General features: G+C 54.7%; 20 protein-coding genes. 7 read left to right on the forward strand and 13 right to left on the reverse strand.

Going from position 1 to position 22,868, the window contains the following annotated elements:
- Window positions 1-41 precede the first annotated feature (41 nt).
- The 3 genes from SD425_RS06680 to SD425_RS06690 all read right to left on the reverse strand — a co-directional run bounded on the left by SD425_RS06680 (window position 42) and on the right by SD425_RS06690 (window position 3,371).
- The gene (locus SD425_RS06680; protein ID WP_324676710.1) at window positions 42-788 is read right to left on the reverse strand and encodes an SDR family oxidoreductase; all 747 of its coding nucleotides are present in this window, start codon (window positions 786-788) and stop codon (window positions 42-44) included.
- Window positions 789-916: 128 nt separating this feature from the next.
- Complete coding sequence (locus SD425_RS06685; RefSeq protein ID WP_324676712.1) at window positions 917-1,738, reverse strand: metallophosphoesterase; 822 nt, start codon at window positions 1,736-1,738, stop codon at window positions 917-919.
- Window positions 1,739-1,757: 19 nt separating this feature from the next.
- Window positions 1,758-3,371: a Na+/H+ antiporter gene (locus SD425_RS06690; RefSeq protein ID WP_324676714.1), complete on the reverse strand. Its 1,614-nt coding sequence runs from the start codon at window positions 3,369-3,371 to the stop codon at window positions 1,758-1,760.
- Window positions 3,372-3,720: 349 nt separating this feature from the next.
- On the opposite strand from SD425_RS06690, the gene SD425_RS06695 reads away from it, so the two are divergent.
- Window positions 3,721-4,983: a carboxypeptidase-like regulatory domain-containing protein gene (locus SD425_RS06695; protein WP_324676716.1), complete on the forward strand. Its 1,263-nt coding sequence runs from the start codon at window positions 3,721-3,723 to the stop codon at window positions 4,981-4,983.
- A 189-nt stretch (window positions 4,984-5,172) separates the two neighbouring features.
- Window positions 5,173-6,213 carry a hypothetical protein gene (locus tag SD425_RS06700; protein WP_324676718.1) on the forward strand — a complete coding sequence of 347 codons (1,041 nt, stop codon included), beginning with the start codon at window positions 5,173-5,175 and terminating at the stop codon, window positions 6,211-6,213.
- An 83-nt stretch (window positions 6,214-6,296) separates the two neighbouring features.
- Here the strand turns inward: SD425_RS06700 and SD425_RS06705 are convergent, their stop codons facing one another.
- Window positions 6,297-7,013: a 3-ketoacyl-ACP reductase gene (locus SD425_RS06705; protein ID WP_324676720.1), complete on the reverse strand. Its 717-nt coding sequence runs from the start codon at window positions 7,011-7,013 to the stop codon at window positions 6,297-6,299.
- A gap of 117 nt (window positions 7,014-7,130) precedes the next feature.
- Complete coding sequence (locus SD425_RS06710) at window positions 7,131-8,900, reverse strand: thiamine pyrophosphate-requiring protein (protein WP_324676722.1); 1,770 nt, start codon at window positions 8,898-8,900, stop codon at window positions 7,131-7,133.
- Between the two features lie 231 nt (window positions 8,901-9,131).
- Here SD425_RS06710 and SD425_RS06715 point away from each other — a divergent pair, with 231 nt between their 5' ends.
- Both SD425_RS06715 and SD425_RS06720 read left to right on the forward strand, forming a co-directional pair.
- Window positions 9,132-9,818 carry an HAD family hydrolase gene (locus SD425_RS06715; RefSeq protein ID WP_324676725.1) on the forward strand — a complete coding sequence of 229 codons (687 nt, stop codon included), beginning with the start codon at window positions 9,132-9,134 and terminating at the stop codon, window positions 9,816-9,818.
- Between the two features lie 9 nt (window positions 9,819-9,827).
- A complete protein-coding gene (locus SD425_RS06720) occupies window positions 9,828-10,706 on the forward strand; it encodes an urease accessory protein UreD (RefSeq protein WP_324676727.1) in 879 nt (292 codons plus the stop codon).
- A gap of 30 nt (window positions 10,707-10,736) precedes the next feature.
- Here the strand turns inward: SD425_RS06720 and SD425_RS06725 are convergent, their stop codons facing one another.
- The 8 genes from SD425_RS06725 to SD425_RS06760 form a co-directional block, all read right to left on the reverse strand.
- Window positions 10,737-11,489: a GAF domain-containing protein gene (locus tag SD425_RS06725; RefSeq protein ID WP_324676729.1), complete on the reverse strand. Its 753-nt coding sequence runs from the start codon at window positions 11,487-11,489 to the stop codon at window positions 10,737-10,739.
- Between the two features lie 238 nt (window positions 11,490-11,727).
- Complete coding sequence (ureG, locus tag SD425_RS06730; protein WP_324676731.1) at window positions 11,728-12,480, reverse strand: urease accessory protein UreG; 753 nt, start codon at window positions 12,478-12,480, stop codon at window positions 11,728-11,730.
- A gap of 91 nt (window positions 12,481-12,571) precedes the next feature.
- The gene (locus SD425_RS06735) at window positions 12,572-13,252 is read right to left on the reverse strand and encodes an urease accessory protein UreF (protein ID WP_324676732.1); all 681 of its coding nucleotides are present in this window, start codon (window positions 13,250-13,252) and stop codon (window positions 12,572-12,574) included.
- Between the two features lie 208 nt (window positions 13,253-13,460).
- The gene (gene ureC / locus SD425_RS06740) at window positions 13,461-15,176 is read right to left on the reverse strand and encodes an urease subunit alpha (protein WP_324676733.1); all 1,716 of its coding nucleotides are present in this window, start codon (window positions 15,174-15,176) and stop codon (window positions 13,461-13,463) included.
- 47 nt (window positions 15,177-15,223) lie between these two features.
- Entirely contained in the window at window positions 15,224-15,739 is a 516-nt protein-coding gene (locus tag SD425_RS06745) for a hypothetical protein (RefSeq protein ID WP_324676735.1), read from the reverse strand.
- Window positions 15,740-15,811: 72 nt separating this feature from the next.
- The gene (locus SD425_RS06750) at window positions 15,812-16,318 is read right to left on the reverse strand and encodes a hypothetical protein (protein ID WP_324676737.1); all 507 of its coding nucleotides are present in this window, start codon (window positions 16,316-16,318) and stop codon (window positions 15,812-15,814) included.
- Window positions 16,315-17,061, reverse strand: coding sequence for an urease subunit beta (locus SD425_RS06755; RefSeq protein ID WP_324676739.1), 747 nt, complete (start codon window positions 17,059-17,061; stop codon window positions 16,315-16,317). Before SD425_RS06755 ends, SD425_RS06750 begins: the two co-directional genes overlap by 4 nt.
- Before the next feature lie 120 nt (window positions 17,062-17,181).
- Window positions 17,182-17,787, reverse strand: coding sequence for an urease accessory protein (locus SD425_RS06760; protein ID WP_324676741.1), 606 nt, complete (start codon window positions 17,785-17,787; stop codon window positions 17,182-17,184).
- 867 nt (window positions 17,788-18,654) lie between these two features.
- On the opposite strand from SD425_RS06760, the gene ilvD reads away from it, so the two are divergent.
- The 3 genes from ilvD to ilvN all read left to right on the forward strand — a co-directional run bounded on the left by ilvD (window position 18,655) and on the right by ilvN (window position 22,821).
- Window positions 18,655-20,376: a dihydroxy-acid dehydratase gene (gene ilvD, locus SD425_RS06765; RefSeq protein ID WP_324676743.1), complete on the forward strand. Its 1,722-nt coding sequence runs from the start codon at window positions 18,655-18,657 to the stop codon at window positions 20,374-20,376.
- A complete protein-coding gene (gene ilvB, locus SD425_RS06770; RefSeq protein ID WP_416381026.1) occupies window positions 20,339-22,075 on the forward strand; it encodes a biosynthetic-type acetolactate synthase large subunit in 1,737 nt (578 codons plus the stop codon). Before ilvD ends, ilvB begins: the two co-directional genes overlap by 38 nt.
- 140 nt (window positions 22,076-22,215) lie before the next feature.
- Complete coding sequence (ilvN, locus tag SD425_RS06775) at window positions 22,216-22,821, forward strand: acetolactate synthase small subunit (protein ID WP_324676747.1); 606 nt, start codon at window positions 22,216-22,218, stop codon at window positions 22,819-22,821.
- Window positions 22,822-22,868 lie beyond the last annotated feature (47 nt).

The raw sequence follows: 22,868 nt of genomic DNA on the forward strand, positions 1-22,868 counted from the left end.
TTAGCATGACGGGCTCTATATTTTTGAAGTCTTGGCGAAAGCTATGACGGTCGATTCATTTGGTTGAAAAATGCATCTAACTCCGCGCGCGAGGCGTTGCGTCTGGTTTCCGACGTGCCGTAGCCAATCTCCAGTTCACCATCTGCTACGCGCTGCATCACGGAATCAGTGAACTCGTTGAGCGGCACCCCCCACGTGTGCAGGCCCGCGCCACCTAGGTCGGTATTCACGGCCGGTGGCACAATCTCGATAACCTGAATGCCCGTTGGGGCCAGTTGATGTCGCAACGACAGCGTGAAGGAGTGCAGGGCCGCCTTCGTGGCGCTATACACGGGGGCAAAAGCGGCCGGTGCGAAAGCTAGCCCCGACGACACGTTAATAATGGCAGGGTTGGATTGCTGCCGCAGCAGCGGAATAAAGAGCGTCGTTAGGTGGATGGGCGCGTCGAAGTTCGTGGCAATTTCTTGACGGTGGCCGCTCCAGTCCTGGGCGTGTTCGTCGTCGGCGAGGTGCAGGCGGCGTTGAATGCCAGCGTTGTTGACAAGCACATTCAGCTGTGGCACTTCACGCTTCACCCATTCAAACAAGGCGACTCGGTCGGCTTCGTCGGCTAGGTCGCAGGCGTGGGTGCGCAAGTGCGAGTGTTGCTGCTGGGCTTCTTGCAGCTTTTCAACGCGCCGCCCGCAGATGACAACCTCACTGCCGGCTTGCAAAAAGCGTTCGGCCATGGCCCAGCCGATGCCGGAGCCGCCACCGGTGATCAGAACGGTATTTCCTGCTAAGTTCATAAGGTACTATTCAGTGTGATGGAGGGGAAAACTTGTCGTACGGCCACAACCCGTAAAGTGGGGCGCCGGTTGGTGAGAAGAGCCTTTTTGAGATATAGCAAGGCTAGGAGTGAAAGCTTACTGAGGCATCATACGTCTACTGTAAACAGGGCCACCTCAGCACGCGGCCCAAACCGGACAGGCAAGGTGCTGTTGCCAACACCCCGCGACACGTAGAGCGGGGGCTGGTGGTCGGTGTACCAGCCGTCGATGTAGCGGCCGGTGCCAAGCGGAAGTAGCGGCGCAAATCCGAAGATCGTGATTTGTCCTCCGTGGGTGTGTCCCGCCAGCACCAGATCAATGGGCGGCGTACCCGTGTACTTGGTCCGGATGACGTCGTAGTACTGCGGACAGTGGGTGAGCAGCAGGTGGTAGTCGGCGGGCCGGTAATCGGCGAGCGTCTTGGTATAATTAGCAGTGCCCCGCATGAGGTCGTCGGTGCCAGACACGGCCATGCGCTTGTTCTGCAAGACGAACGAAGTAGATTGATTGATCAGGAGCTGGCAGTTGTGCCGCGCGTAAATGCTCCGCAGCTGATCTACGTCCACGTGCCGCTTGTATTCCCAGTTGCCCATGATGGCGACTTTGGGCACGGCCGCATCGAGCAGACCTAGCAACTCATCTAGGCGGTTGAGCTTGGTTGGGTTGTCGAGCGAATCGCCCGTGAACACGAGCAAATCGGGTTGCAATTGGTTGAGCTGCTGACACAAGCGACGTAAACCGATGTGCACCGACTGTAAATGCAAGTCGGAGAGTTGCACAATTTTCAGCGTTGCGGTCGGCTGCGGGTTTTTGCGGAGGCGGAACGTGTTGACCTTAATGAAAAAGTGGTCGAAGAGAACGGTGCCCACGACGCTTAGCGCGGCTACTGGAGCTAGCGTCCGAAGTAAGAAGCGGCGATTAAAAAACATGACTACTCTACGGGGCTGGCTAAGTAGTGTTAAGTTGAGCTTGCAGGCTGATGTCGAGGGCGTCTAGCTCTGCTTCCATCTTACGAATGGTGGTTTCGTTGTATTTACCCTCCTTATGGAGTTGCACAAGTAAGGCGCGCTGGTGCTCTACCACTTCGATGCGTTTGTGCAAGAATTGCTGAAATAAGGCTTGGTCGCTGGTGTCATCCTCCTCTTCGTTGTCACTGGCGAGCACGCCATTCAGGCGGTTAACTTGGCGTTGAAACCTAGCTTTGAGCTCTTCCAACGCACCTTCATTTTCGCCGCGAGCAAGCTCTTCTTCGAGGAAGCCCAGGGAGCTTTCCGCCATTTGGAGCCTTACTTTCTGTTCTTCCGTGACGGCTTTTTCCTCGGGCTCCTGCACGTCGAGGCGGCGAATCAGCCACGGCAACGTGAGACTTTGCAGTACCAGCGTTATCAGGATAACGATGAAGGTAATCATCAGAATCTCGTTGCGGTGCGGAAACGGATGGCCGTTACGCAAGGAAAAAGGCAGCGCCAGGGCCGTGGCCAGCGACACCACTCCGCGCATACCTGCCCACGAGGTGATAAACAGCGACTTAAGATCGAGTGTCGCTTTTTTCTTCTTCCGACCTAGCAGCTTGTTGAACAGCAGCAGCAAGTAGGAAGTAGGAAACACCCACACGATGCGAATGACAATGGCGACGAAGCTGATGAGCAAGCCGTAGCCAATAACCACGGGTAAAGTCAGTTCATTGAACCCTTTGATGATAAAAGGCAGCTGCAAGCCAATCAGGATAAACACGAAGCCGTTCAGCAGAAAGCTGAGCACGTCCCAGAAGCTGTTCTTCTGCACGCGCGTGTTGGTGTCGTAGATTTCGTAGGACCGCCACGATACCACGAGGCCCGTAAACACCACTGCCAGCACCCCCGACGTCTCCACGTGCTCGGCCACGGAATATGACACGAAGGGCACCAGCAGCGTGATAGTGGTAGAAATAGTCGGGTCGGAAATACGCTCCTGCAAGCGCGAAACGGCATACCCGAGGAGCAATCCGACGCCGATGCCACCGCCCGCAACTAGCAAGAAGTGCCACCCCGCATCCCACATCGAAAAGGTGCCGCTCACGACTGCGGCCACCGCGTAGCGGTACGCAATTAGGGCTGAGGCGTCATTTACTAGGCTTTCGCCCTCCAAGATGGAGGTGATTTTCGTGGGCAGGTTCAACCCCCGCGTCACGCTGGTAGCCGCCACCGCATCGGGTGGCGACACGATGGCGCCGAGCACAAAAGCTAGCGGCCAACTGAAGCCCGGAATAAAGTAGTGCGCCAGACAAGCGACGGCCATGGTAGTGAAAAACACCAGCCCAATAGCCAGCATCGAAATCTCCTGGCGGTACGCTTTGAAGTCGTGCCACGACATGTTGAAGCTCGCTTCGTAGAGTAGCGGCGGCAAGAACACGAAGAACACAATGTCGGGGTTGAGCGAAATATTGGGTAGGGTCGGGGTGATGCCTATGAGCAACCCCGCAAACACCAATAGCACTGGGTACGGCAACTTAAAACGTTGCGCCACTGCCGATAGGCCGGCTAGCACCGCCATCAGCATAACAACGATTTCAAGGTTCCTCATGCGGGGGATACGCAAGGAAGACCGGTTCTAGCTGTATCAGACACCAACAATCTACTGCGAGTAGGTCGTGTTGGTGAAGCGATGAGGCTAGCTCGCTGCGCAAAGCATCGGCTGAAGCAGCGCACTCGGCAGGCCTCCCTAGCGTATGGATTTGGCATTGTTCTAGTGCGCCAAGCGCGTTGGCTGGTCGCGTGGCCATCGGTTTTGTGCCACCCTCCCGCGTCCGAATACCTAGGCAAGGGCTACTTTTACGCCCATTATATATGCTCGCAGCCGCAATACGCGTTAGGAAAGCACCCGATTACTTCTCATCCAAAATCTTTTAGCCTTGCATATCTCACTCGTTCGAATGGAAACCGTGCCGTTCTCTCTCTTTGGCAAGCGGTTCGTCGCTAGCTTTTTTACCTTGCTGCTGCTGATGGGCCTAGGGCACGCGGCGCAAGCGCAGTATCAAGTGCGCGGGGTGACGCTGGACAAAGACACCAAGCAGCCGCTGCCGTTCGTCAGCATTGCCGTGAAAGGCACCACCCTAGGTACTGCCAGCAATGAAAACGGCGAATTCAGCCTGAACCTGCCTTCCTTGCCGCGCACGCTGATCGTGTCGGAAATCTCGCACGTGCGGGACACGGTGCGCGTGACGAGCGGCGATAAGCCGCTGCAAATCGCGCTGGCTTCGGCTTCCATCACGCTGCCAGAGGTGAAAGTAGGCAGCTACGCCTTTCAGCTTGCCGACCGTGCCTATGAGGCGATGCGCAACAGCTACAAACAGGCGTTCTACGGCAAAGCCTTCTACCGCCAAGTAACGCGTATTGACAACGAGCCCACCGAAATCCAAGAAATGGTGTGGAATGTGAAGTCGAACAATGCCCGCATCCAAGGCACTACCATCGCGCAAGGGCGCTACGCGGCGAAGCAGGCGCTCATGAGCTTCAAGGATTTCTCTTTCTACACCAAAGCCTATGGCCTCTACGACCCCAACGCGGACAGCACCACGTCGCTGTCGTTGCTAGGTCCGAACACGGTGAAAAACTACTACTTAGAAATATCCGGCATTTTGGAAAAAGGGGAGGGCGGCATCGCCGAAATTACCTTCGAAACGCGGCCCGAGGTGAAGAACTACTATGCCAAAGGCACTATTTGGATCGACGTGGATACCTACAAAGTAGAGCGCTTCCGTATCACTACCCCAAACTACTCGGGGAAATCTAACAACCCTGCCTTCAAGTTCAAGGACAAGCAGCTGGAGATTGATATGTCCTTCCAGAGCACGACCGACGCTGCTTCGCCCCTGGACCATATCAAGACAACCCTGAACTTCGTCATTGAGCGCCCCGGCAAAGTTCGCACGAAGATGAACGTATCGGCCTTTACCTTCTTCTACGACACCAACCAAACGCCCACCAACATCGAGTACCAGCGTGCCTCGCTCGACACTAAGGACCTCGACGAAATCCGGAGCGTGAAATACGACCCCGAGTTCTGGGCCAACAATGCCGTGGTAAAGCGCACGCCGGTAGAGGATGAGGTAATTAAGTCGTTTGAGCAAAAAGGTGCGTTTGGCACAATGCTCCCACCCAAGCCCACGAAGGCGCCGACCAGAAAGCTTCAGTAAAACGTATAATAAATAGCGCGAAGCTCCGGCTTCGCGCGTCGTTGAACGATAATCGTTGCTGATGGTAGCAGACACGAGTCGTTCAATAGCGCGCGAAGCCGGAGCTTCGCGCTACTTGCGTATAGCGTAAGCTACTTTTGGAGGGTAACCGCCGTAGCATACGATAGCGAACCTCTATAACTTGCAGGCATGAAATTCACCCTAGCCTATCTGCTACTCCTTTTATTCTCGTTGAGTACGTTAGCCCAGACAAAAACCAACCAAAAGAAGCCAACCGGCAAGCTAGCTCCCAAGCCTCTCTACCAAGATCCTATTTATGACGGCGCCGCCGATCCGGTTATTATCTGGAATAAAAAGGCGAAAAAGTGGTTCATGCTTTACACCAATCGCCGGGCCACTGATAGTACCGCCAAAGGCGTGACGTGGGTGCACGGCACGCGCATCGGTATTGCAACCTCGCGCGACGGCGCCCACTGGACGTACCGCGACACGGCCAACATCGACTACCGCCCCAAAGCCGGCTACACCCACTGGGCCCCCGATGTGATAGAGGACAAAGGCGTGTACCACATGTACCTGACCTACGTGCCCGGCGTGTTCACCGACTGGAACCACCCACGGCAAATTCTGCACCTCACCAGCAAAGACCTGCGCAACTGGCACTACGAATCGACCCTGCCGCTGGCGAATGACAAGGTCATTGACGCTAGCGTTTACCATATGATCGATGGCATGTGGCGGATGTGGTACAACAACGAGAAGGATGGCAAGTCCATTTACTACGCCGACAGCCACGACCTCTACCATTGGCAAGACAAAGGCCTAGCCCTCAAGGAGCGTGGCGAAGGCCCCAAAGTATTCTGGTGGAAAGCCCAATACTGGATGATTATCGACAAGTGGAAGGGCTTGGCAGTATACAGCTCCACCGACCTCAAAACGTGGCAGCCCCAAACCGAACGACTGCTGGAAAACCCCGGCACCGGCCGCGACGACCAAGCCATCGGCGGTCACTGCGATGTGGTCGTGAGCGGCGACCGAGCCTACTTGTACTACTTCACGCACCCCGGTCGCGCCAAAGCCAATCCCGCGCCGGAAAATAGCACGGCCGCCAAACGAAGTGTGATTCAGGTGGTGGAGCTACGCTACCAACGCGGCAAAATCTACTGCGACCGAAACGCACCTACCCACGTGAAGCTGAAGCGTCCAACAACGCAGGTAAGCAACTACTAAGGATAAGAAACTAAAAAAGCTAGGTCCGTTTCCCATGGGAAACGGACCTAGCTTTTTTACTGGGTTTGAGAAGAAGTCCGGCACTACGGGTTTGTCGACCACATACCGGCTTCCTTGATAAAGATGCGGCGGTTAAGCTTGAGCTGCGCGATGATGAACTCGGCTAGGTCTTCCGGCTGCATCACCTTTTCGGGGTTGCCGTCGGTGAGCTTGTTGCTGATGGCTAGCTCCGTTGCTACCGTGCTCGGGGTGAGGGCGCTTACACGGATGTTGTGCTTGCGTACCTCCTGCATCAGCGACTCCGTTAGGCCCATCACGGCAAACTTCGAGGCGCTGTAGGCACTCGTAACAGCCGCGCCGCGCTGGCCGGCGGTAGAAGAGATGTTGATGATGTCGCCGGTTTGACGCTCAATCATCTCCGGCAATACGGCGCGCGTGGTGTAGTAAACGCCCATTAAATTCACCTGAATGATCTTCTCCCATTCGGCTGGTTCCATTTCCAGGAACTTGCCAAAAGTGCCGATACCCGCATTGTTGATCAGAATGTCAATGGGACCTAGCTCTTGCTTTACTTGCTCCACGGCTTGGTTCACAGCTGTCATGTCAGCGACATCGACCGTGGTGGTAGCGGCTTTCACACCGAGCTTGCGCACTTCGTCGGCTACTTCAGTTAGTTGGCTTTCGGTACGTGCCAGCAGACCAACGTTGACACCTTCTGCTGCCAGAGCCAGCGCTACGGCCCGGCCAATGCCTTTACCAGCGCCAGTTACCAAGGCAGTTTTGCCTTTCAGAGATTCCATATACTTGGTTTAAATAAATCGGGAGATAGGCTCTAGAACCTAGTCAGCCTAGTAAGGTTTTGTTAAACGACCAGCAAGTGTAAGTCGTTCAACGATGCGCGAAGCGGGAGCTTCGCGCTACAGCCCTACAGCGGCGCGCAACGTGTCGCCTAGGTGCTCGGCCGCGCCGGTATCGCCGTGCATGATGGCGGAGGCTAGCTTCGGCGCATACTTCATGGCTACTTTGGCGTTGAACACCAGCACTTCGGGGTCGGTAATGGCCTCTATTACCACCGGTCGTTTGGCTTCCAATGCCTTTTTCCAGGCGTCTTCCACCTGATCGGGGCTGTCGATGGTGATACCGATCAGGCCCAAGGACTCGGCGTACTCGGCATATTTGAAGTCGGGTAGATCTTGCGAATCGTGAAACTTAGGTTCGCCTTGCATCAGGCGCTGTTCCCAGCTCACAAAATTTAGATCCTTGTTGTTGAGCACCAACACGATTAGGCGCGGGTCGGCCCACGTGCGCCAGTAGCGCTGAATCGTGATTAGCTCCTCGTTGCCGTTCATCTGCATAGCGCCATCGCCTGCGAAGGCAATAGCTAACTTATCTGGATGCGCAAATTTGGCAGCAATGGCATATGGCACCGCGCAACCCATCGTAGCTAGCGTGCCCGACACCGAAAACCGCATGCCCTCCCGGATGCGAATGTGTTGGGCCATCCAGCTGGAGCTAGACCCCGAGTCAGCCGCCATAATAACATCGTCAGGCAGTAGAGGCGAGAGTTTCTCAAACACCAACCTAGGGTTAAGCGGGTCCGCCTCTTCGTGGGCCGCTTCCCCCACGTACTGCCACCAGTCTTTTACATTTTCCTCAATCTTTTCGCGCCACGAGCGGTCTTCCTTACGCTGAAGCAGTGGGAGCAGGGCCCGGAGCGTTTCGGCGCTGTCGCCGGTGAGCGGCACCTCCATGGGGTAGCGAATGCTCAGCATGCGGCCGTCGAGGTCAATCTGCACGCCTCGGGCCTGGCCTTCTTTTGGCAGGAACTCGGCATACGGGAAGCCCGAGCCAATCATGAGCAGTGTGTCGCAGTTCTGCATCATCTCGTGCGACGCATTGGTGCCAAACAAGCCAATAGCGCCCGTCACGAAGGGCAGTTCATCAGCTAGCACAGCTTTACCTAAGTAAGCCTTTGCCACACCAGCGCCGAGCACGTCGGCTACCTGTATTACCTCTGGTACAGCGTTTTTTGCGCCCGCTCCAATGAGAATAGCCACTTTCTTACCCGCATTCAGCACTTCGGCGGCGCGCTGCAAATCAGTGTCCTGGGGTAGCACGCGGGGCGTGAGGTAGCCGATGCCCGAGTGAATGGTTTGGTGCTCGTGTTTAGGCTCCTGGTAGTCAACCTCCTGCAAATCATTGGGCACGATAACGCACGTAACGGTGCGCTCGGCCTGGGCAATGCGCACGGCCCGATCGACGAGGTGACGCACCTGGCTCGGTTCGGTAGCCATTTGGATGTACTCGCTGGCCACGTCTTTGAACAGCGACATCAGATCTACCTCCTGCTGATCATTACCGCCAAGCGACGTGCGTGCTTTCTGGCCCACAATGGCCACTACGGGTTGGTGGTCAAGCTTGGCGTCGTAGAGACCATTGAGCAGGTGAATGGCGCCAGGACCAGACGTGGCCATGCACACGCCCACTTCACCCGTAAACTTAGAATGAGCGCAAGCCATGAGCGAAGCCATTTCCTCGTGTCGCACCTGGATGAACTCGACCTTGTCCTTGGCCTTGCGCAAGGCTCCCATCAGGCCATTGATTCCGTCGCCAGGATAGCCAAAGATTCGTTTTATACCCCAATCTGACAACCGCTGGATTAGGAACTCGCTTACCGTTTGTGGCATGAGGAAGGTTTCTTAAAAAGTTAATCTTGGCTGGAAGCTAGCCTGCATTATTACCCGTGCTTACCGGGGCAAGCTGCTGCCGGGAAGTCGTACGCACTTGGCCGTCAAGGGTTAGCTCAGAAATCTTCTTCGCCCGAAAGTCCCTGCCCGAAAAGCTAGCTAGCGTGTAGCGCTCCTGCGGAGAAAGCCAACAAGCCGCGGCAGATTACCACCGCTGCCTTACCTTCGCTTATGGCTTATTCTCTTTTGCTGTTTGATTACGATGGTACGCTGTGCGATTCGCGCCAAGCCATTCGCTATAGTTTGCAACAATTCTTTCTGGCTTACAACCTGCCAGCGCCGCCCGAAGCCGACGTGCAACGCACCATTGAGCTAGGGTTATCGGCGCCCGTAACGCTGCAAGTGCTCCAGCCAACGGCCACCCTCGAACAGATAACGGAGTGGGTGCCCCTTTACCGCGGCATCTACGCCGAACAGGGCGAGCCCTTGGTGGCGCCCTTCCCCGGCGCGCATGAAGTAGTAGCGCAAGCTGCCGCGCAAGGCCTGAGGCCGGTGGTGCTCAGCAATAAAGGAAGCCGCGTGCTGGAAGCTTCGCTGGAGCGGTTTGGGCTGCTGTCCTATTTCTCCCTACTCATTGGCGACGGGAGCTTTCCCGACAAAAAGCTAGAGCTGAAACCTAGCCCCATGATCTTTCAGCAAATCATTCAGCCGCACTTCCCCGAGGTGCCGCTCGAAGAAATTCTAATGATTGGCGACACGCAGGCCGATTTGCTATTTGCTCGCAACTGCGGCATCGATGCATGCTGGGCCAGCTACGGCATGGGCGACCCCGCCGCCTGTCGGGCACTCGATCCAAACTACGAAATCGGAGCATTAGCCGAGCTAGCCGATGTGCTGCAAAGCAAGGCAGTGGTTTAAAGCACGCGAATGACTAACCAAAGGCCCGCTACGAAGGCCGCGCCGGAGTGGAGTGAAATAGAAGTTGCCAACGTCCGCGAAAAGTCGGCGCTGATTACCTGCAAGAATATTCAGCCGCTGAAGCTGCTGAACCCTGGCTCGCCGGCCGTGGGTTGCCATGTGGTGCTTTCGAGTTATGGCGGCGGCATGGTAGCTGGTGACCAGATCTGGCTGCGGGTGCACTGCCACGCGGATACCAGGCTCCTGCTGAGTACGCAGGCCAATACCAAGATCTTCCGGTCGGTAGATGGCGCTGTGGCCGAGCAAATCATAGAAGGGGAGTTGGCCGAAAATGGCTTAGCGGTCGTGTTTCCCGACCCCGTCGTGCTCCAGGAGAAGAGCCGCTATCGGCAAGTGCAACACTGGAACCTAGCTCCCGGCGCGTTGCTACTCGTGGCCGATTGGCTCCACTCAGGGCGTATGGATAGCGGGGAGAAGTTCGCGTTTAACTCGTTTTACTCAGAGTTGAAAGTAAGCCGAGCAGGGCGCCTCGTCGTGCTCGACCGGTTTGTGTTCAACCCGGATGAACACATTGCCACGTCGCCGGCTAACTTTGAGCAGTATCAAACAGTACTATCGATGTACCTAGTAGGCGACCCGACGGACCCGCGGTTTGGCATACTGAGCCAGGCACTCATGGCGCTCAAAATGCCTGAAAGCATCGAGCTGCATTTTCAAATGACTGCCAAAGACTATCTAGTCTCCGTGTCGAAAGTAAAGGAAGGCGTGTACCTAGCTCGGGCCTTGGCAAAAAGCCGGCTGGAGCTCCAGCCGCTCATCGAGCAGGTGATGCAAGCGCTGGCTGCCCCTGATTTGTTTGGCTATAACCCGCTGAAAAGAAAATATTAATATGCTGGCAGGCCCAACTGTAGGGCACTTCTAGGCTAGGCCTTTTCGAGTGTTGCCGTTGCCCAGGTGAGCAAAAGCAATGCTTATTTCTCGGTCGATGTCTTGGGTGATGAGCAGGCGCTCCTCGTGCATAGAAGTGCGGTAAGAGCGAGCAGCTGGCGTATCCGATGACGTTTCCCACTGCGACAGCGCCGTTAGCGTGCCAATGCGCTGGATAGAAAGAGCAATTCGATGGTTGATTGCCTTCCAGACGGCGGGTCCTTGCTTTGGCTCGTGTTGCAAAGCCAGTTGTAAGTCAAGAATTCGCATCGCCACCGCCGCAATACGCTGAAGCTCTAGCTGGTCTTCTGGCGAAAAGGTCCGAGGAGTTTGGTCGATGAGGCACAACATGCCAATGGGCTGGCCTGCCACCGTTTTGAGTGGGTAACCGGCATACGCTCTGACCCCCCGCTCGGCCAATAACTCGGTCTTCACCCAATTGCAGGGGAAAAGTTGCAGATCAGGAAAAACGGAGATGCCAGGCTGATACACTGCCGTGGCGCAGATGCACTCTGCGCGGGGGAGTGACGCCGCTAGGTTTGGTAAGCCAACAGCGCCCGCATGAATTACATCATTCGCCTCTACCAGCGAGAGAAGCACGATTGGCGTCAAAAAGATCTTGGCGGTAAGGTGTGCAATTTCTTGGTACACCTGCTGGCCGCTTTGAATCATAGCTTGATATGGGTGCAACGCACTCAGGCGTTGCTTCTCAGCGTGGGGCGACAAAATCCCTTTTACTGGCATAAACAGGATAGAAGGTAATTTTCTTGTAGAATATAAAACCTTTAAAAACGTAGGCTCGTATAAATCGCTCGCGTTTTCAATTTGTAGCCCCGCAAACTTCGGGCCCGCTATCCTGATACTTAGTAGGTAAGTGCCTAATATAGTGCTAGGTATGTATTTATAAAACGAAAAAAACTCCGTAGGAACGACCTACGGAGCTTCTTAGATGGCTCTTTTTGGGACAGCTAAGTTGGGGTAATTAGCGTCTGTCTTCGCGTACTGACTGCAATGCTCGCTCTCTGGCTACCTTAATGTGGTCCATAATCACGTCTAGATTGAAGCCGTGCAAGGCGCGGGCGAATACAAAAGGCCCTTCGCCCCGCATCTTTTTCGAGTCGCGCTCCATCACACCTAGGTCTGCGTTGACCATCTCGGCCAAGTCTATCTTGTTGATAACGAGTAAATCAGCTTGGGTAATGCCGGGGCCACCCTTGCGCGGTATCTTATCACCGCCCGACACGTCGATGACGTAGATGGAGTAGTCGACCAACTCGCGGCTGAAGTGGGCCGCTAGGTTGTCGCCCCCACTTTCCACAAATAGGAAGTCGAGTCTATAATTGAACCGCTGCATGAGGCCCTCCAACGCGTCCATATTCAGCGAAATATCTTCGCGAATTGCCGCGTGTGGGCAGCCTCCCGTCTCTACCCCCACGATGCGGTCCTCACTTAGGGCGCTGTTGCGGATCAGAAATTCGGCGTCTTCGCGGGTGAAAATGTCGTTGGTCACAACACCTAGCTCGTAGTCGTTGCGCATCCGCTCGCACAAGGCTTTGAGCAACGCCGTTTTGCCCGTGCCTACTGGGCCACCAATGCCGATGGTAAAGGCGCGCTTACGGAAATTGCGATAGGTAGGGAGGCGGCGTGTTTCCCGCTCGTTGTAGTCGCCGGGCGAGTCTAGCACCTCGTGAGAGTGGCCGTGCAGGAGTAAAGCTAGCTTGTCGACAAAAGCCATCTATTTGAAATTTTGAGTGTTGAGTTTTAGATGTTGAATTTGAGCTAGATAGGACATTGCAGCTTCTGCGAGAACCTCGTCAACTAGTCTGCTAATTCTGGAATAACTTGGAGTAAATGTCTTCGTGCAGAATCTGCGCGGCATCCAGCAAAAAAGCTGAGCGGCATGCCTCGTGGTGCTCTTTGTGCGCGTGGTTAGTTAATAGCTCCTCGAAAATGGTGTAGAAGTCGTGCTGCAATTGGTGGCCCGCCATCGGCCCTACGAAGCCTAAGCGGATGGCCGCGCTGAGCTGGTCGCGTAAGGCCATGTGCAGATACATCGTTTGCAGATCGGCGACAGCAAAGCCAGCGCGGGTTAGCGCCAGCGCAAACACCAAGGTAAAATGCAGCGGTAGTTCTTGAGCCGCAAACCAAGCACCTAGGTCTTGCAGTTGGGCAGCTGGGTAAAACGATTCGAGCAGCTTCAGCCAGTTTTTGCCCTGTACAAGGCTAGCCCGGTGCAAGGTCGGCACGAGCATCATGGCATCATACGCTTCCACAACGTCACGCAGTTCGGAGCCTAAGTTAGCTGGCGCTAACTGGCCGCACGAATTGATAAACGGCAACTCCATGCTCGCTACCTGCTGAAGGTAAGAGTACAGGTAGTTGCGCAACCCAAAAGGCGTCTTGAGCAAGCCAAACGTGATGCTGCTCTCCAGCCCGTACGAATACGCAAACGAGCCCGTCGGAATGGCCGAGTCAACAAGGTGGAGCAAGCGAGCGAATTGGGTCATGAAGGCTAATAAAGCTTAACGTTGAAGTGAAAAGCTATAAGTACGGCTACGTTCTTCCCATCTGTCATCCTGAGCTTGCGAAGGACCTTCTCACGTTTGCAGATGTTAGCTATTCTGGCGTGAAAAGGTCCTTCGTAAGCTCAGGATGACAACGGTTAGAGTGGTATAGCTTGGTTCTCTGGTTTCAATTCCACCGCTAAACGCAGGACTAAAACAAGTTATACAACTGCCCTAGCGGCAGCTTCGTGGCGGGCTCGCAGGTCAGATGTACACCATCAACGGTTACTTTGTAGGTCTCGGGGTCAACCTGGATGTTAGGCAGGTAGTCGTTCAAGGCCATATCCTTTTTCGACACGCTGCGGCAGTTTTTTACGGCTACCACTTGCTTCTGTAAGCCGTAGTACTGCTGCACGTGCGCCACCGAAGCCTGCGATACGAAGATCATCGAGGTCTTGCCAACGGCTGGACCGAACGAGCCGAACATGGGCCGCGAGAAGTACGGCTGCGGCGTGGGGATGGAGGCGTTAGCATCGCCCATCTGCGCCTGCACAATGATGCCGCCTTTGATAATCATCTCCGGGCGCGAACCGAAAAAATGTGGTTTCCAGAGCACCAGGTCGGCGAGCTTACCTAGCTCCACGGAGCCGATTTCGTCGGCGAAACCGTGGGCGCGGGCCGGGTTGATGGTGTACTTTGCCACGTAACGCTTCACCCGGAAGTTGTCGGCCTGGCCGTGAGCATCTTCGGGGAGAAGGCCGCGCTGCTGACGCATTTTGTGGGCCGTCTGCCAGGTGCGCGTTAGCACTTCGCCCACGCGGCCCATGGCTTGGGAGTCGGAGGAAATGATGGATAAGGCACCTAGGTCGTGCAGGATATCCTCGGCGGCAATCGTTTCGCCGCGAATCCGGCTTTCGGCAAAGGCTACGTCTTCGGGGATATTGTTGTCGAGGTGGTGGCACACCATAAGCATGTCGAGGTGCTCGTCGATGGTGTTCACCGTGAAGGGCCGCGTGGGGTTCGTGGACGACGGAATAACGTTCGGCTCCCCGCAAATTTTGATGATGTCGGGGGCGTGGCCGCCGCCGGCGCCTTCGGTGTGGTAGGCGTGAATCGTGCGGCCCTTGAACGCGGCAGTAGACGTTTCCACGAAGCCGCTTTCGTTCAGTGTATCGGTGTGGATGCACACCTGCACGTCGTACTGGTCGGCGATGGTGAGGCACTGGTCGATGGCCGCGGGCGTGGTGCCCCAGTCTTCGTGCAGCTTGAAGCCTAGGGCGCCGGCTTCGACCTGCTCAATCAGGCCTTCGGGCTTGGAGGAATTGCCTTTGCCCAGGAAACCGAAGTTCAGCGGGTAGGCTTCCGTCGCTTTCAGCATCATCTCGATGTAGAACGCGCCCGGCGTGCAGGTGGTGGCGGTGGTGCCCGCCGCCGGCCCAGTACCGCCGCCCACCATCGTCGTGACGCCGGAAGCTAGGGCCTCGTTGATCTGCTGGGGACTGATGAAGTGAATGTGGCAGTCGATGCCGCCGGCCGTCAGGATCTGGCCTTCACCGGCTACCACTTCCGTCGTCACGCCCACCACCATGCCGGGCGTCACGCCGGGCATAATGTGGGGGTTACCGCCCTTGCCAATCCCACTGATGCGGCCGTTCTTGATACCAATGTCGGCCTTGTAGATGCCGGTGTAGTCAATCACTAAGGCATTGGTGATGAGCATGTCCAGCGCATCGGCCTGCGCCACGCCCGCCGCTTGGCCCATGCCGTCGCGCAGGGTTTTGCCGCCCCCAAACTTGCACTCCTCCCCATAGATGCAGTAGTCTTTTTCAACTTCCACGATCAGGTCGGTGTCGCCGAGGCGTACTTTGTCGCCCACTGTGGGGCCGTACATATCGGCGTAAGCGCGCCGGTCGAGGGGGAGAGACATAGGCTAATTTGGTTGTAGCGGAAGCTAGGTTTGTGCGCGTTGAAAGATTAAAATCCTTCGACTTGAATTAGTGGTTTGTTAATAAAGTCAACAATAATTATTGCTATTTTAATATCTGCGTCTTCTTTCAAACACGATTCTATGGTGAAGTCCTTGCCTTTTGCTTTTAATTTAATTTCATGACCTGAGTATGTATTATCTCCATCATAATATGGGCCTACTAACACGCTACTTATGTCATTAAATGAGTATAATGAATCTTTATTGATATAAACTTCTTCTGATGTTTTGTTAAATGTTGTTGTGTGCCCTTCTTTAAATTGCTTCTTAAGCTTTGTTATTTGCCAAAGTATTGGTGTGCAGAATATAAGTGAAAATAAAATTATTGATGCTGTGAAGGTGTGTGCTGCATCTTTGGAGATAATTAACATTGCAATAAAAAAGAGTAGTATAATTAATAGGCTTGATTTATATGATCTATAATCCTTGATTACTGAAGAAGGTGTTTTAGTGATGGATAATGTTGATTCAGACTTTTCGGTTATCATGATTCTTCTTTCCATGACTTAAGTAAAACATACTTGCTAGTAAATATATATCAGCGTAATCATAAAATCGATATGAAGGAATAATCATTAGTTTGAAGAAGGAGAATTAGAAATAAAAAATGAATCAATGTGAGCCAGAAGAGGCTCTACTTGCTTTTTGCCAATCATGGTGCTGTAAAATTGATTATTCACGGAATAATTTAGCACCTGCTCATCCTCGATCTTTAGTAGATAAGGGAATCCCTTTCTTTCCTGTATACTATATAGCATCCTAGAAATGAATTTGCTATCAGATCTGTTTTTAACCTCTCGGCCTTCAACAAAAATAACTTCGATAGCCGGGTTTAGCTTTGGCACTATCACATCACGTGCAAATGCAACGCTACTTTTGCGGTTGTTGTAACAAAAAAAGCATGTGCCATTCATTCGTTGTAAGTAATGCCTGTAGTCCTTATCAAACTGCTTATCGCTGACATAAGCATAGATCAAGATTAATGGAATAAATGGTATAGCTAGGATGATAATTGCAACACAGGCCACTAACCATAAAGATATAACTGCCTTATCTGTTATTCTTTGCTTTAAGTCCTTCAAGATGTAGAAGTAGTGGTTTTTTCTAGAGCGGTAGTGCGTACTGAATTATCATCCAACTTCCCATCAATCAACCCATTCCCGCCATACACAATCCTTTCCCCAGCTAGCGCCACCAGTGTCACGCGCTTTCGCTCGCCGGGCTCAAAGCGCACGGCCGTACCCGCCGGGATATTGAGCCGGAAGCCATATGCCTTTTCGCGGTCGAATTGCAGGGCTAGGTTCGTCTCGAAGAAGGGATAGTGCGAGCCAACCTGCACCGGCCGGTCGCCCATGTTGACCACTTCCAGCTCCACGGTGGCGCGGCCTTCGTTCAGGATGAGGTCGTCGGCGGCGAGCAGGTATTCGCCCGGCGCGGCGTTGATGAGGTTGTCGGGGGAATGCGTCTGCGGCTTTTTGGTGAGGCCGGAGCCGTAGAGGGCTAGCTCGGACGAGCCTTCTTCGCGGCATATCGGGTGGTGCACGGTCACGAGCTTGGTGCCGTCGGGGAAGGTACCTTCCACCTGCACTTCCACCAGCATGTCGGCCACGCCCTCCAGCACATCCTGCCGACCTAGGATCTTCTTGCCTTTGTCCATGAGCACGGCCACTCGCTCCCCGTCGCGGATAAACTCCAGCAGCTGGGTCGCGAGCAGGGCTACGGCTTCGGGGTAGTTGAGCCGCAGGCCACGGGCGTAGCGCTTCTGGGCCACGAAGCCAGCCTGGTGCAGCACGAGTTTGTCGAGGTCTTTGGGCGAGAGGTGCATAAGGGAGTGCCTTGATTAGTGGAGAACGTCATGCTGAGCTTGCCGAAGCATCTCTACGGCCAAAGTAATCATTTACCAGTGCGGGAGAGATGCTTCGGCAAGCTCAGCATGACACATAATTTAGAACTTAACATTCGCATAGACCATCCAACTGCCGTAGCCGATGCTCAGCAGGGAGGAAATGACGATGACGGTGCTAGTGAGCACCCGACTGATGCGCATGCGGGGCGTGAAGGGAATATTCATGAGGGCCGCCGCGCCAAACATACCCACAATCGAACCTAGGCCAAACACCAAGATATAAGCTAGGCTTTGCAGCGGGTCGCGCAACTCACTCATTACTAGGAGTACCAAAGCGCCGCTACCAGCTAGGCCGTGCAGTAACCCAATAGCATAGGCGAAGCTGTGTTGGTACTTCACGTTCTGGCCTAGGTTGAAATTGGCCTTGTTCGTCAGGCGCCCAACGCCCATCGTAATCAGCACTAGGCCTACAGCCGCTTCAAAATAGCCACTTTGTAGAAAGGTAATTTTGCCAAGCATGATAATGCCTCCAAAAATCACCAGCGTGGTGGTGTGACCTAGGCCCCAGTATAGACCGTCTTTCACTGCCAGCAGCATGTTGTCGCGCTTGGCGACAAGTTGGCTCACGGCCAGCAAATGATCGGGCTCAAAGGCGTGCCCCATGCCGACTACGAATGCAAATAAAATGGGTAATAAAGCCTGCATGCAGCGGAAAAAGCGAAAGTCAGTGCGGCTAAATATAGGAGATGTTCGGGCAGGATAGAGGTGTAGAGACACATACTTGTGTCTTGTCGTTGCTAGTGTTGCTGACCTAGGTTGTTCTATGCTGGGTCGTTCTGACCTAAGTCGTTCAACGACGAGACACAAGTATGTGTCTCTACACCTCGTTGCAGATCGTTCATAATGAGAGGATAAGCTCCGGTGATTTTTCTGAAAATTTCTTGCGCTTTCAAAAAAGTTAGTATGTTTGCCAGCACAGTATGAAAAAGCAAACCGTCATCGTCGCAATTATTATTACCAACCTGGTGGTGATTCCACTGGGCCTGGAGATGGTTTGCTGACCGGTGTACGTACCCCCAAGTAGCTAGCAGCCATCTCCGCCCGAGGTGGCTTTTTTGTTGTCCAAACATTTCCATTCAGCTTCTCGCTCATCATGTTTCAGCAGTTCATTCCAGTCGTAGTCATTCGAATTCCTCTGCCGACGGGTTGAAAGGACTAGCTGCTTATTTACCAATAAAAAGCCCTTCTCAGCCCGCCGCTCAGAAGGGCTTTTTTGTTGAAATCAGCTTGCTGAAAACAATAAAATAACCTTCAAAAACACGTTAGACACTGTAGTTGTGTTTCTGATATGTGATTGACAAACAGCAGTTTGCTTGTATAAGGATTCTCTTTTGAAATAGTAGCAATAAACAGAAATGATTTTCGACTCCAACTCAAACGTGGGTAGTTGCAGCATGAAATTCTGCCTCATGTGTGCTGAGGCGCCCCAGAATTCAAACGAAAACTACTGCTCTAACACAACCGCCCCGACGCTAAGCACCGCCGCCGCTTCGGACCACAGTAACAACCCTCATGATCCTAAATAAATACAGTCGCATCTACACGCAGGACGACAGCCTGCCGGCTTCACAGGCCATGCTCATCGGCTCGGGCCTGTCGGATGAAGATTTGCGCAAGCCATTCGTGGGCATCTGCTCCACGGGCTTCGAGGGCAACACCTGCAACATGCACCTCAACGGCTTGGCCGACGACGTGAAGCTAGGAGTAGCCGCGCAAGGCCTGGTCGGGTTGCGGTTTAATACAATCGGCGTGAGCGACGGCATTACGAACGGTAATGCGGGCATGCGCTTCTCGCTGGTTTCGAGAGAAATCATTGCAGATTCGATTGAGGCTATGGCCGGCGCGCACTACTACGACGCGCTGGCTTGCGTGGTAGGTTGCGACAAGAACATGCCTGGTGCCCTCATCGCCATGGCGCGCCTCAACCGGCCGGCGCTGATGGTATATGGTGGCTCTATCCGCGGCGGCGAGTTCAAAGGGCAGAAACTCAATATTGTATCGTGCTTCGAGGCCTACGGAAAGAAGGTAAACGGCCAGATTTCGGACGAAGATTATAAAGGCATCATCCACAACGCCTGCCCCGGTCCGGGGGCGTGCGGGGGCATGTACACGGCTAACACCATGGCCGCTGCCATCGAGACCCTAGGTCTGAGTGTGCCGGCTTCGTCGTCGTTGCCCGCCGATAGCCCGGCCAAAGTGCAGGAGTGCCTTGATGCCGGCGTGTATTTGCGCCGTTTGCTGGAGCTAGACCTGAAGCCCCGCGACATTCTGACGCGCGAAGCTTTTGAGAATGCCATGGTGATTATCACCGTACTCGGCGGCTCGACCAATGCCGTGCTGCACCTTATCGCTATTGCCCACGCGGCCGGCGTGAAGTTGACCATGGAAGACTTCCAAGCCGTGAGCAACCGTGTGCCGGTGCTGGCTGACTTGAAACCTAGCGGCAAGTATCTGATGGAGGATCTGTCGAAAATAGGGGGTGTTCCAGCCGTGCAGCGCACGCTGCTCGACTACGGGCTGCTCAACGGCGACTTGATGACCGTAACGGGTCGCACGCTCGCCGAGAACCTAGCCGACGTGAAGCCACTCGGTGCTGAGCAAGACCTGTTACGTCCGCTGGATAACCCGATCAAAGCAGATGGCCACATTCAGATGCTGTATGGCAACCTGGCTACTAAAGGCGGTGTGGCAAAAATCACGGGCAAAGAAGGTCTGCGGTTTGAAGGCCCTGCTATTGTGTTCAACTCGGAAGAAGAACTGAACCAAGGCATTACCGATCATAAGATTCAGCCCGGTCAGGTGGTTGTGATTCGCTATGTGGGTCCGAAAGCGGGTCCGGGCATGCCGGAAATGCTCAAGCCAACCTCGGCCATCATGGGTGCTGGCCTCGGCGACAAAGTAGCGCTGATTACCGATGGTCGCTTCTCGGGTGGCACGCACGGCTTCGTGATTGGTCACGTTTGCCCCGAAGCTTACGACGGCGGCGGCCTAGCCTTGGTGCAGGACGGCGACTGGATTATTCTCGATGCTACCGAGAACACCATCAATGTGCAACTCTCCGAAGATGAGCTAGCTGAGCGCCGCGCCGCTTGGCAGCGTCCGCCGCTGCCGGTGCGTCAGGGCGTGCTGCTCAAGTACATCCGCACCGTGAGCGACGCCAGTCACGGCTGCATTACCGATTTACTCGAAGAAGACTATGTTAACGAAAGAGCAACCATCCCCAATCTTGCTTGAGCAAGCCCCCAAGACGATTTCCGGCGCCGAAGCAACCTTGCTCGCGCTGCTGGAAGAAGGGGTGGACACGATCTTTGGGTATCCGGGTGGGGCCATCATCCCCATCTACGATGCGCTATACGACTTCAAAGAGCAGCTAAACCACGTGCTGGTGCGGCACGAGCAGGGCGGCATTCACGCGGCCCAGGGCTACGCGCGTTCGTCGGGTCGGGTAGGAGTAGTATTTGCTACCAGCGGCCCCGGTGCTACGAACTTGGTTACGGGCCTAGCTGATGCTCAGATTGATAGCACGCCGCTGGTGTGCATCACGGGGCAGGTGTTTGCGCACTTGCTCGGTACCGATGCGTTCCAGGAAACCGACATCATCAATATCACGACGCCCGTTACGAAGTGGAACTACCAAGTGACGGATGCGAGCGAAATTCCCGAGGCGCTGGCCAAGGCGTTCTACATCGCCCGCAGCGGCCGCCCCGGTCCGGTGCTCATTGACATTACCAAGAACGCGCAGCAGCAGAAGTTTGAGTTTCCGGGCTACACGCCTTGCTCGCACATCCGCAGCTACCGGCCCAAGCCAATCGTGCGGCCCGAGTACATCACGCAGGCGGCGGCGCTCATCAACCAAGCTCAGCGGCCGTTCGTGCTGTGGGGGCAGGGCGTGATCCTAGGTGCCGCGGAGAAGGAGTTTCAGGCGTTTATTGAAAAGAGCGGCATTCCGTCGGCCTGGACCATCTTAGGTGACAGCGCCATTCCGAACGACCACCCGCTGAACGTGGGCATGCTCGGCATGCATGGCAACTACGGCCCCAACGTGCTGACCAACGAATGCGACGTGCTGATTGCCATCGGTATGCGCTTCGATGACCGCGTAACCGGTCGCCTCGACAAATACGCCAAACAAGCCCAAATCATCCACCTCGACATCGACCCGACTGAAATCGGTAAGAACGTGGCGGTGACGGTGCCGGTGTGGGGCAACTGCAAAGAAACGCTGCCGCTGCTCACTGAATTGGTTGAAGCCAAGACGCACGACGAATGGCTGGGTCGCTTCCGCGACTACCTGGCCCAGGAAGTGGAAGCCGTCATCCAAGAAGAGCTTTTCCCTACCTCGGAAGAACTGACGATGGGTGAAATCGTGCAGCAACTCAATGAACTGACGGGCGGCGAAGCCATCATCGTGACCGACGTGGGCCAGCACCAGATGGTGGCTTGCCGCTACGCCAACTTCAAGAAGACGCGCAGCAACATCACGAGCGGCGGCCTAGGTACCATGGGCTTTGCCCTGCCTGCCGCCATCGGCGCCAAGTTTGGTGCACCCGAGCGCCCGGTGGTGGCCATCATTGGCGACGGTGGTTTCCAGATGACGATTCAGGAGCTAGGTACCATCATGCAAACGGGCGTTGATGTCAAGATCATGATTTTCAACAACCAGTTCCTCGGCATGGTCCGCCAGTGGCAGGAGCTGTTCAACGACCGGCGCTACTCCTTCGTGAACATCGCCAGCCCCGACTACGTGACCGTTGCCAGCGGCTACGGCATCGCCGGCCAGCGCGTGTCGGAGCGCGCCGATTTGCGCCCCGCCATCCAGCGCATGCTCGAACACCCCGGCTCCTTCCTGCTGGAAGTGATGGTAACCAAGGAGAACAATATCTTCCCGATGGTGCCGCAAGGATGCAGCGTAGCGGAAATCAGACTGCGGTAGATCTGGTGAAAACAATAAGAACGTCATGCTGAGCTTGCCGAAGCATCGCGCGTGCAATAGTAATCTCAATTGATCAACGACGCGAGCGAGATGCTTCGGCAAGCTCAGCATGACGTTCAAAATTACAGTAAACAGAAGTCATGAGTCACCAACCCATTGACCGGCAAGAATATAACATCATAGCCTACACGGAAAACCAGGTAGGTCTGCTGAACCGCATTGCCATCATTTTCTCCCGCCGCAAGATCAATATTGAAAGCTTGAACGTCTCGCCTTCCGAAATCGAAGGTATTCACCGGTTCAATATTGTGATTCACGAGACAGAGGAGGTCGTCGCGAAGCTAGCTGGGCAGATCGAGAAGCAGGTGGAAGTGCTGAAGGTGTACTACAACACCAACGACGATGTGATTTGGCAGGAAATGGCGCTTTACAAAGTGCCTACTGATATCATCGCCGAAAAGGCGTTGGTAGAGCGCCTGCTGCGCGAAAATGGAGCGAGGGCGGTAGTGATTCGCAAGGACTACACGGTGTTTGAAACCACTGGCCACCGCGAGGAAACCGACAACTTAATCAAAGTGCTCCAGCCTTTCGGACTGATTGAGTTTGTGCGCTCGGCCCGCATTGCCATCATCAAAGGCAGTGAAGGTTTCAACCGCAAGCTGCGCGAATTTGAACGGACGGAACCTAGCCCGGAAGTGGCTGAGAACGAGTACCTCAACAGCCGCGACAAAGTATTCACGATGTAGCGCGAAGCGAGAGCTTCGCGCCTCGTTGAACGACCTAGGTTATGGTT

The sequence above is a fragment of the Hymenobacter sp. GOD-10R genome, assembly GCF_035609205.1.
Classification (GTDB): Bacteria; Bacteroidota; Bacteroidia; order Cytophagales; family Hymenobacteraceae; genus Hymenobacter.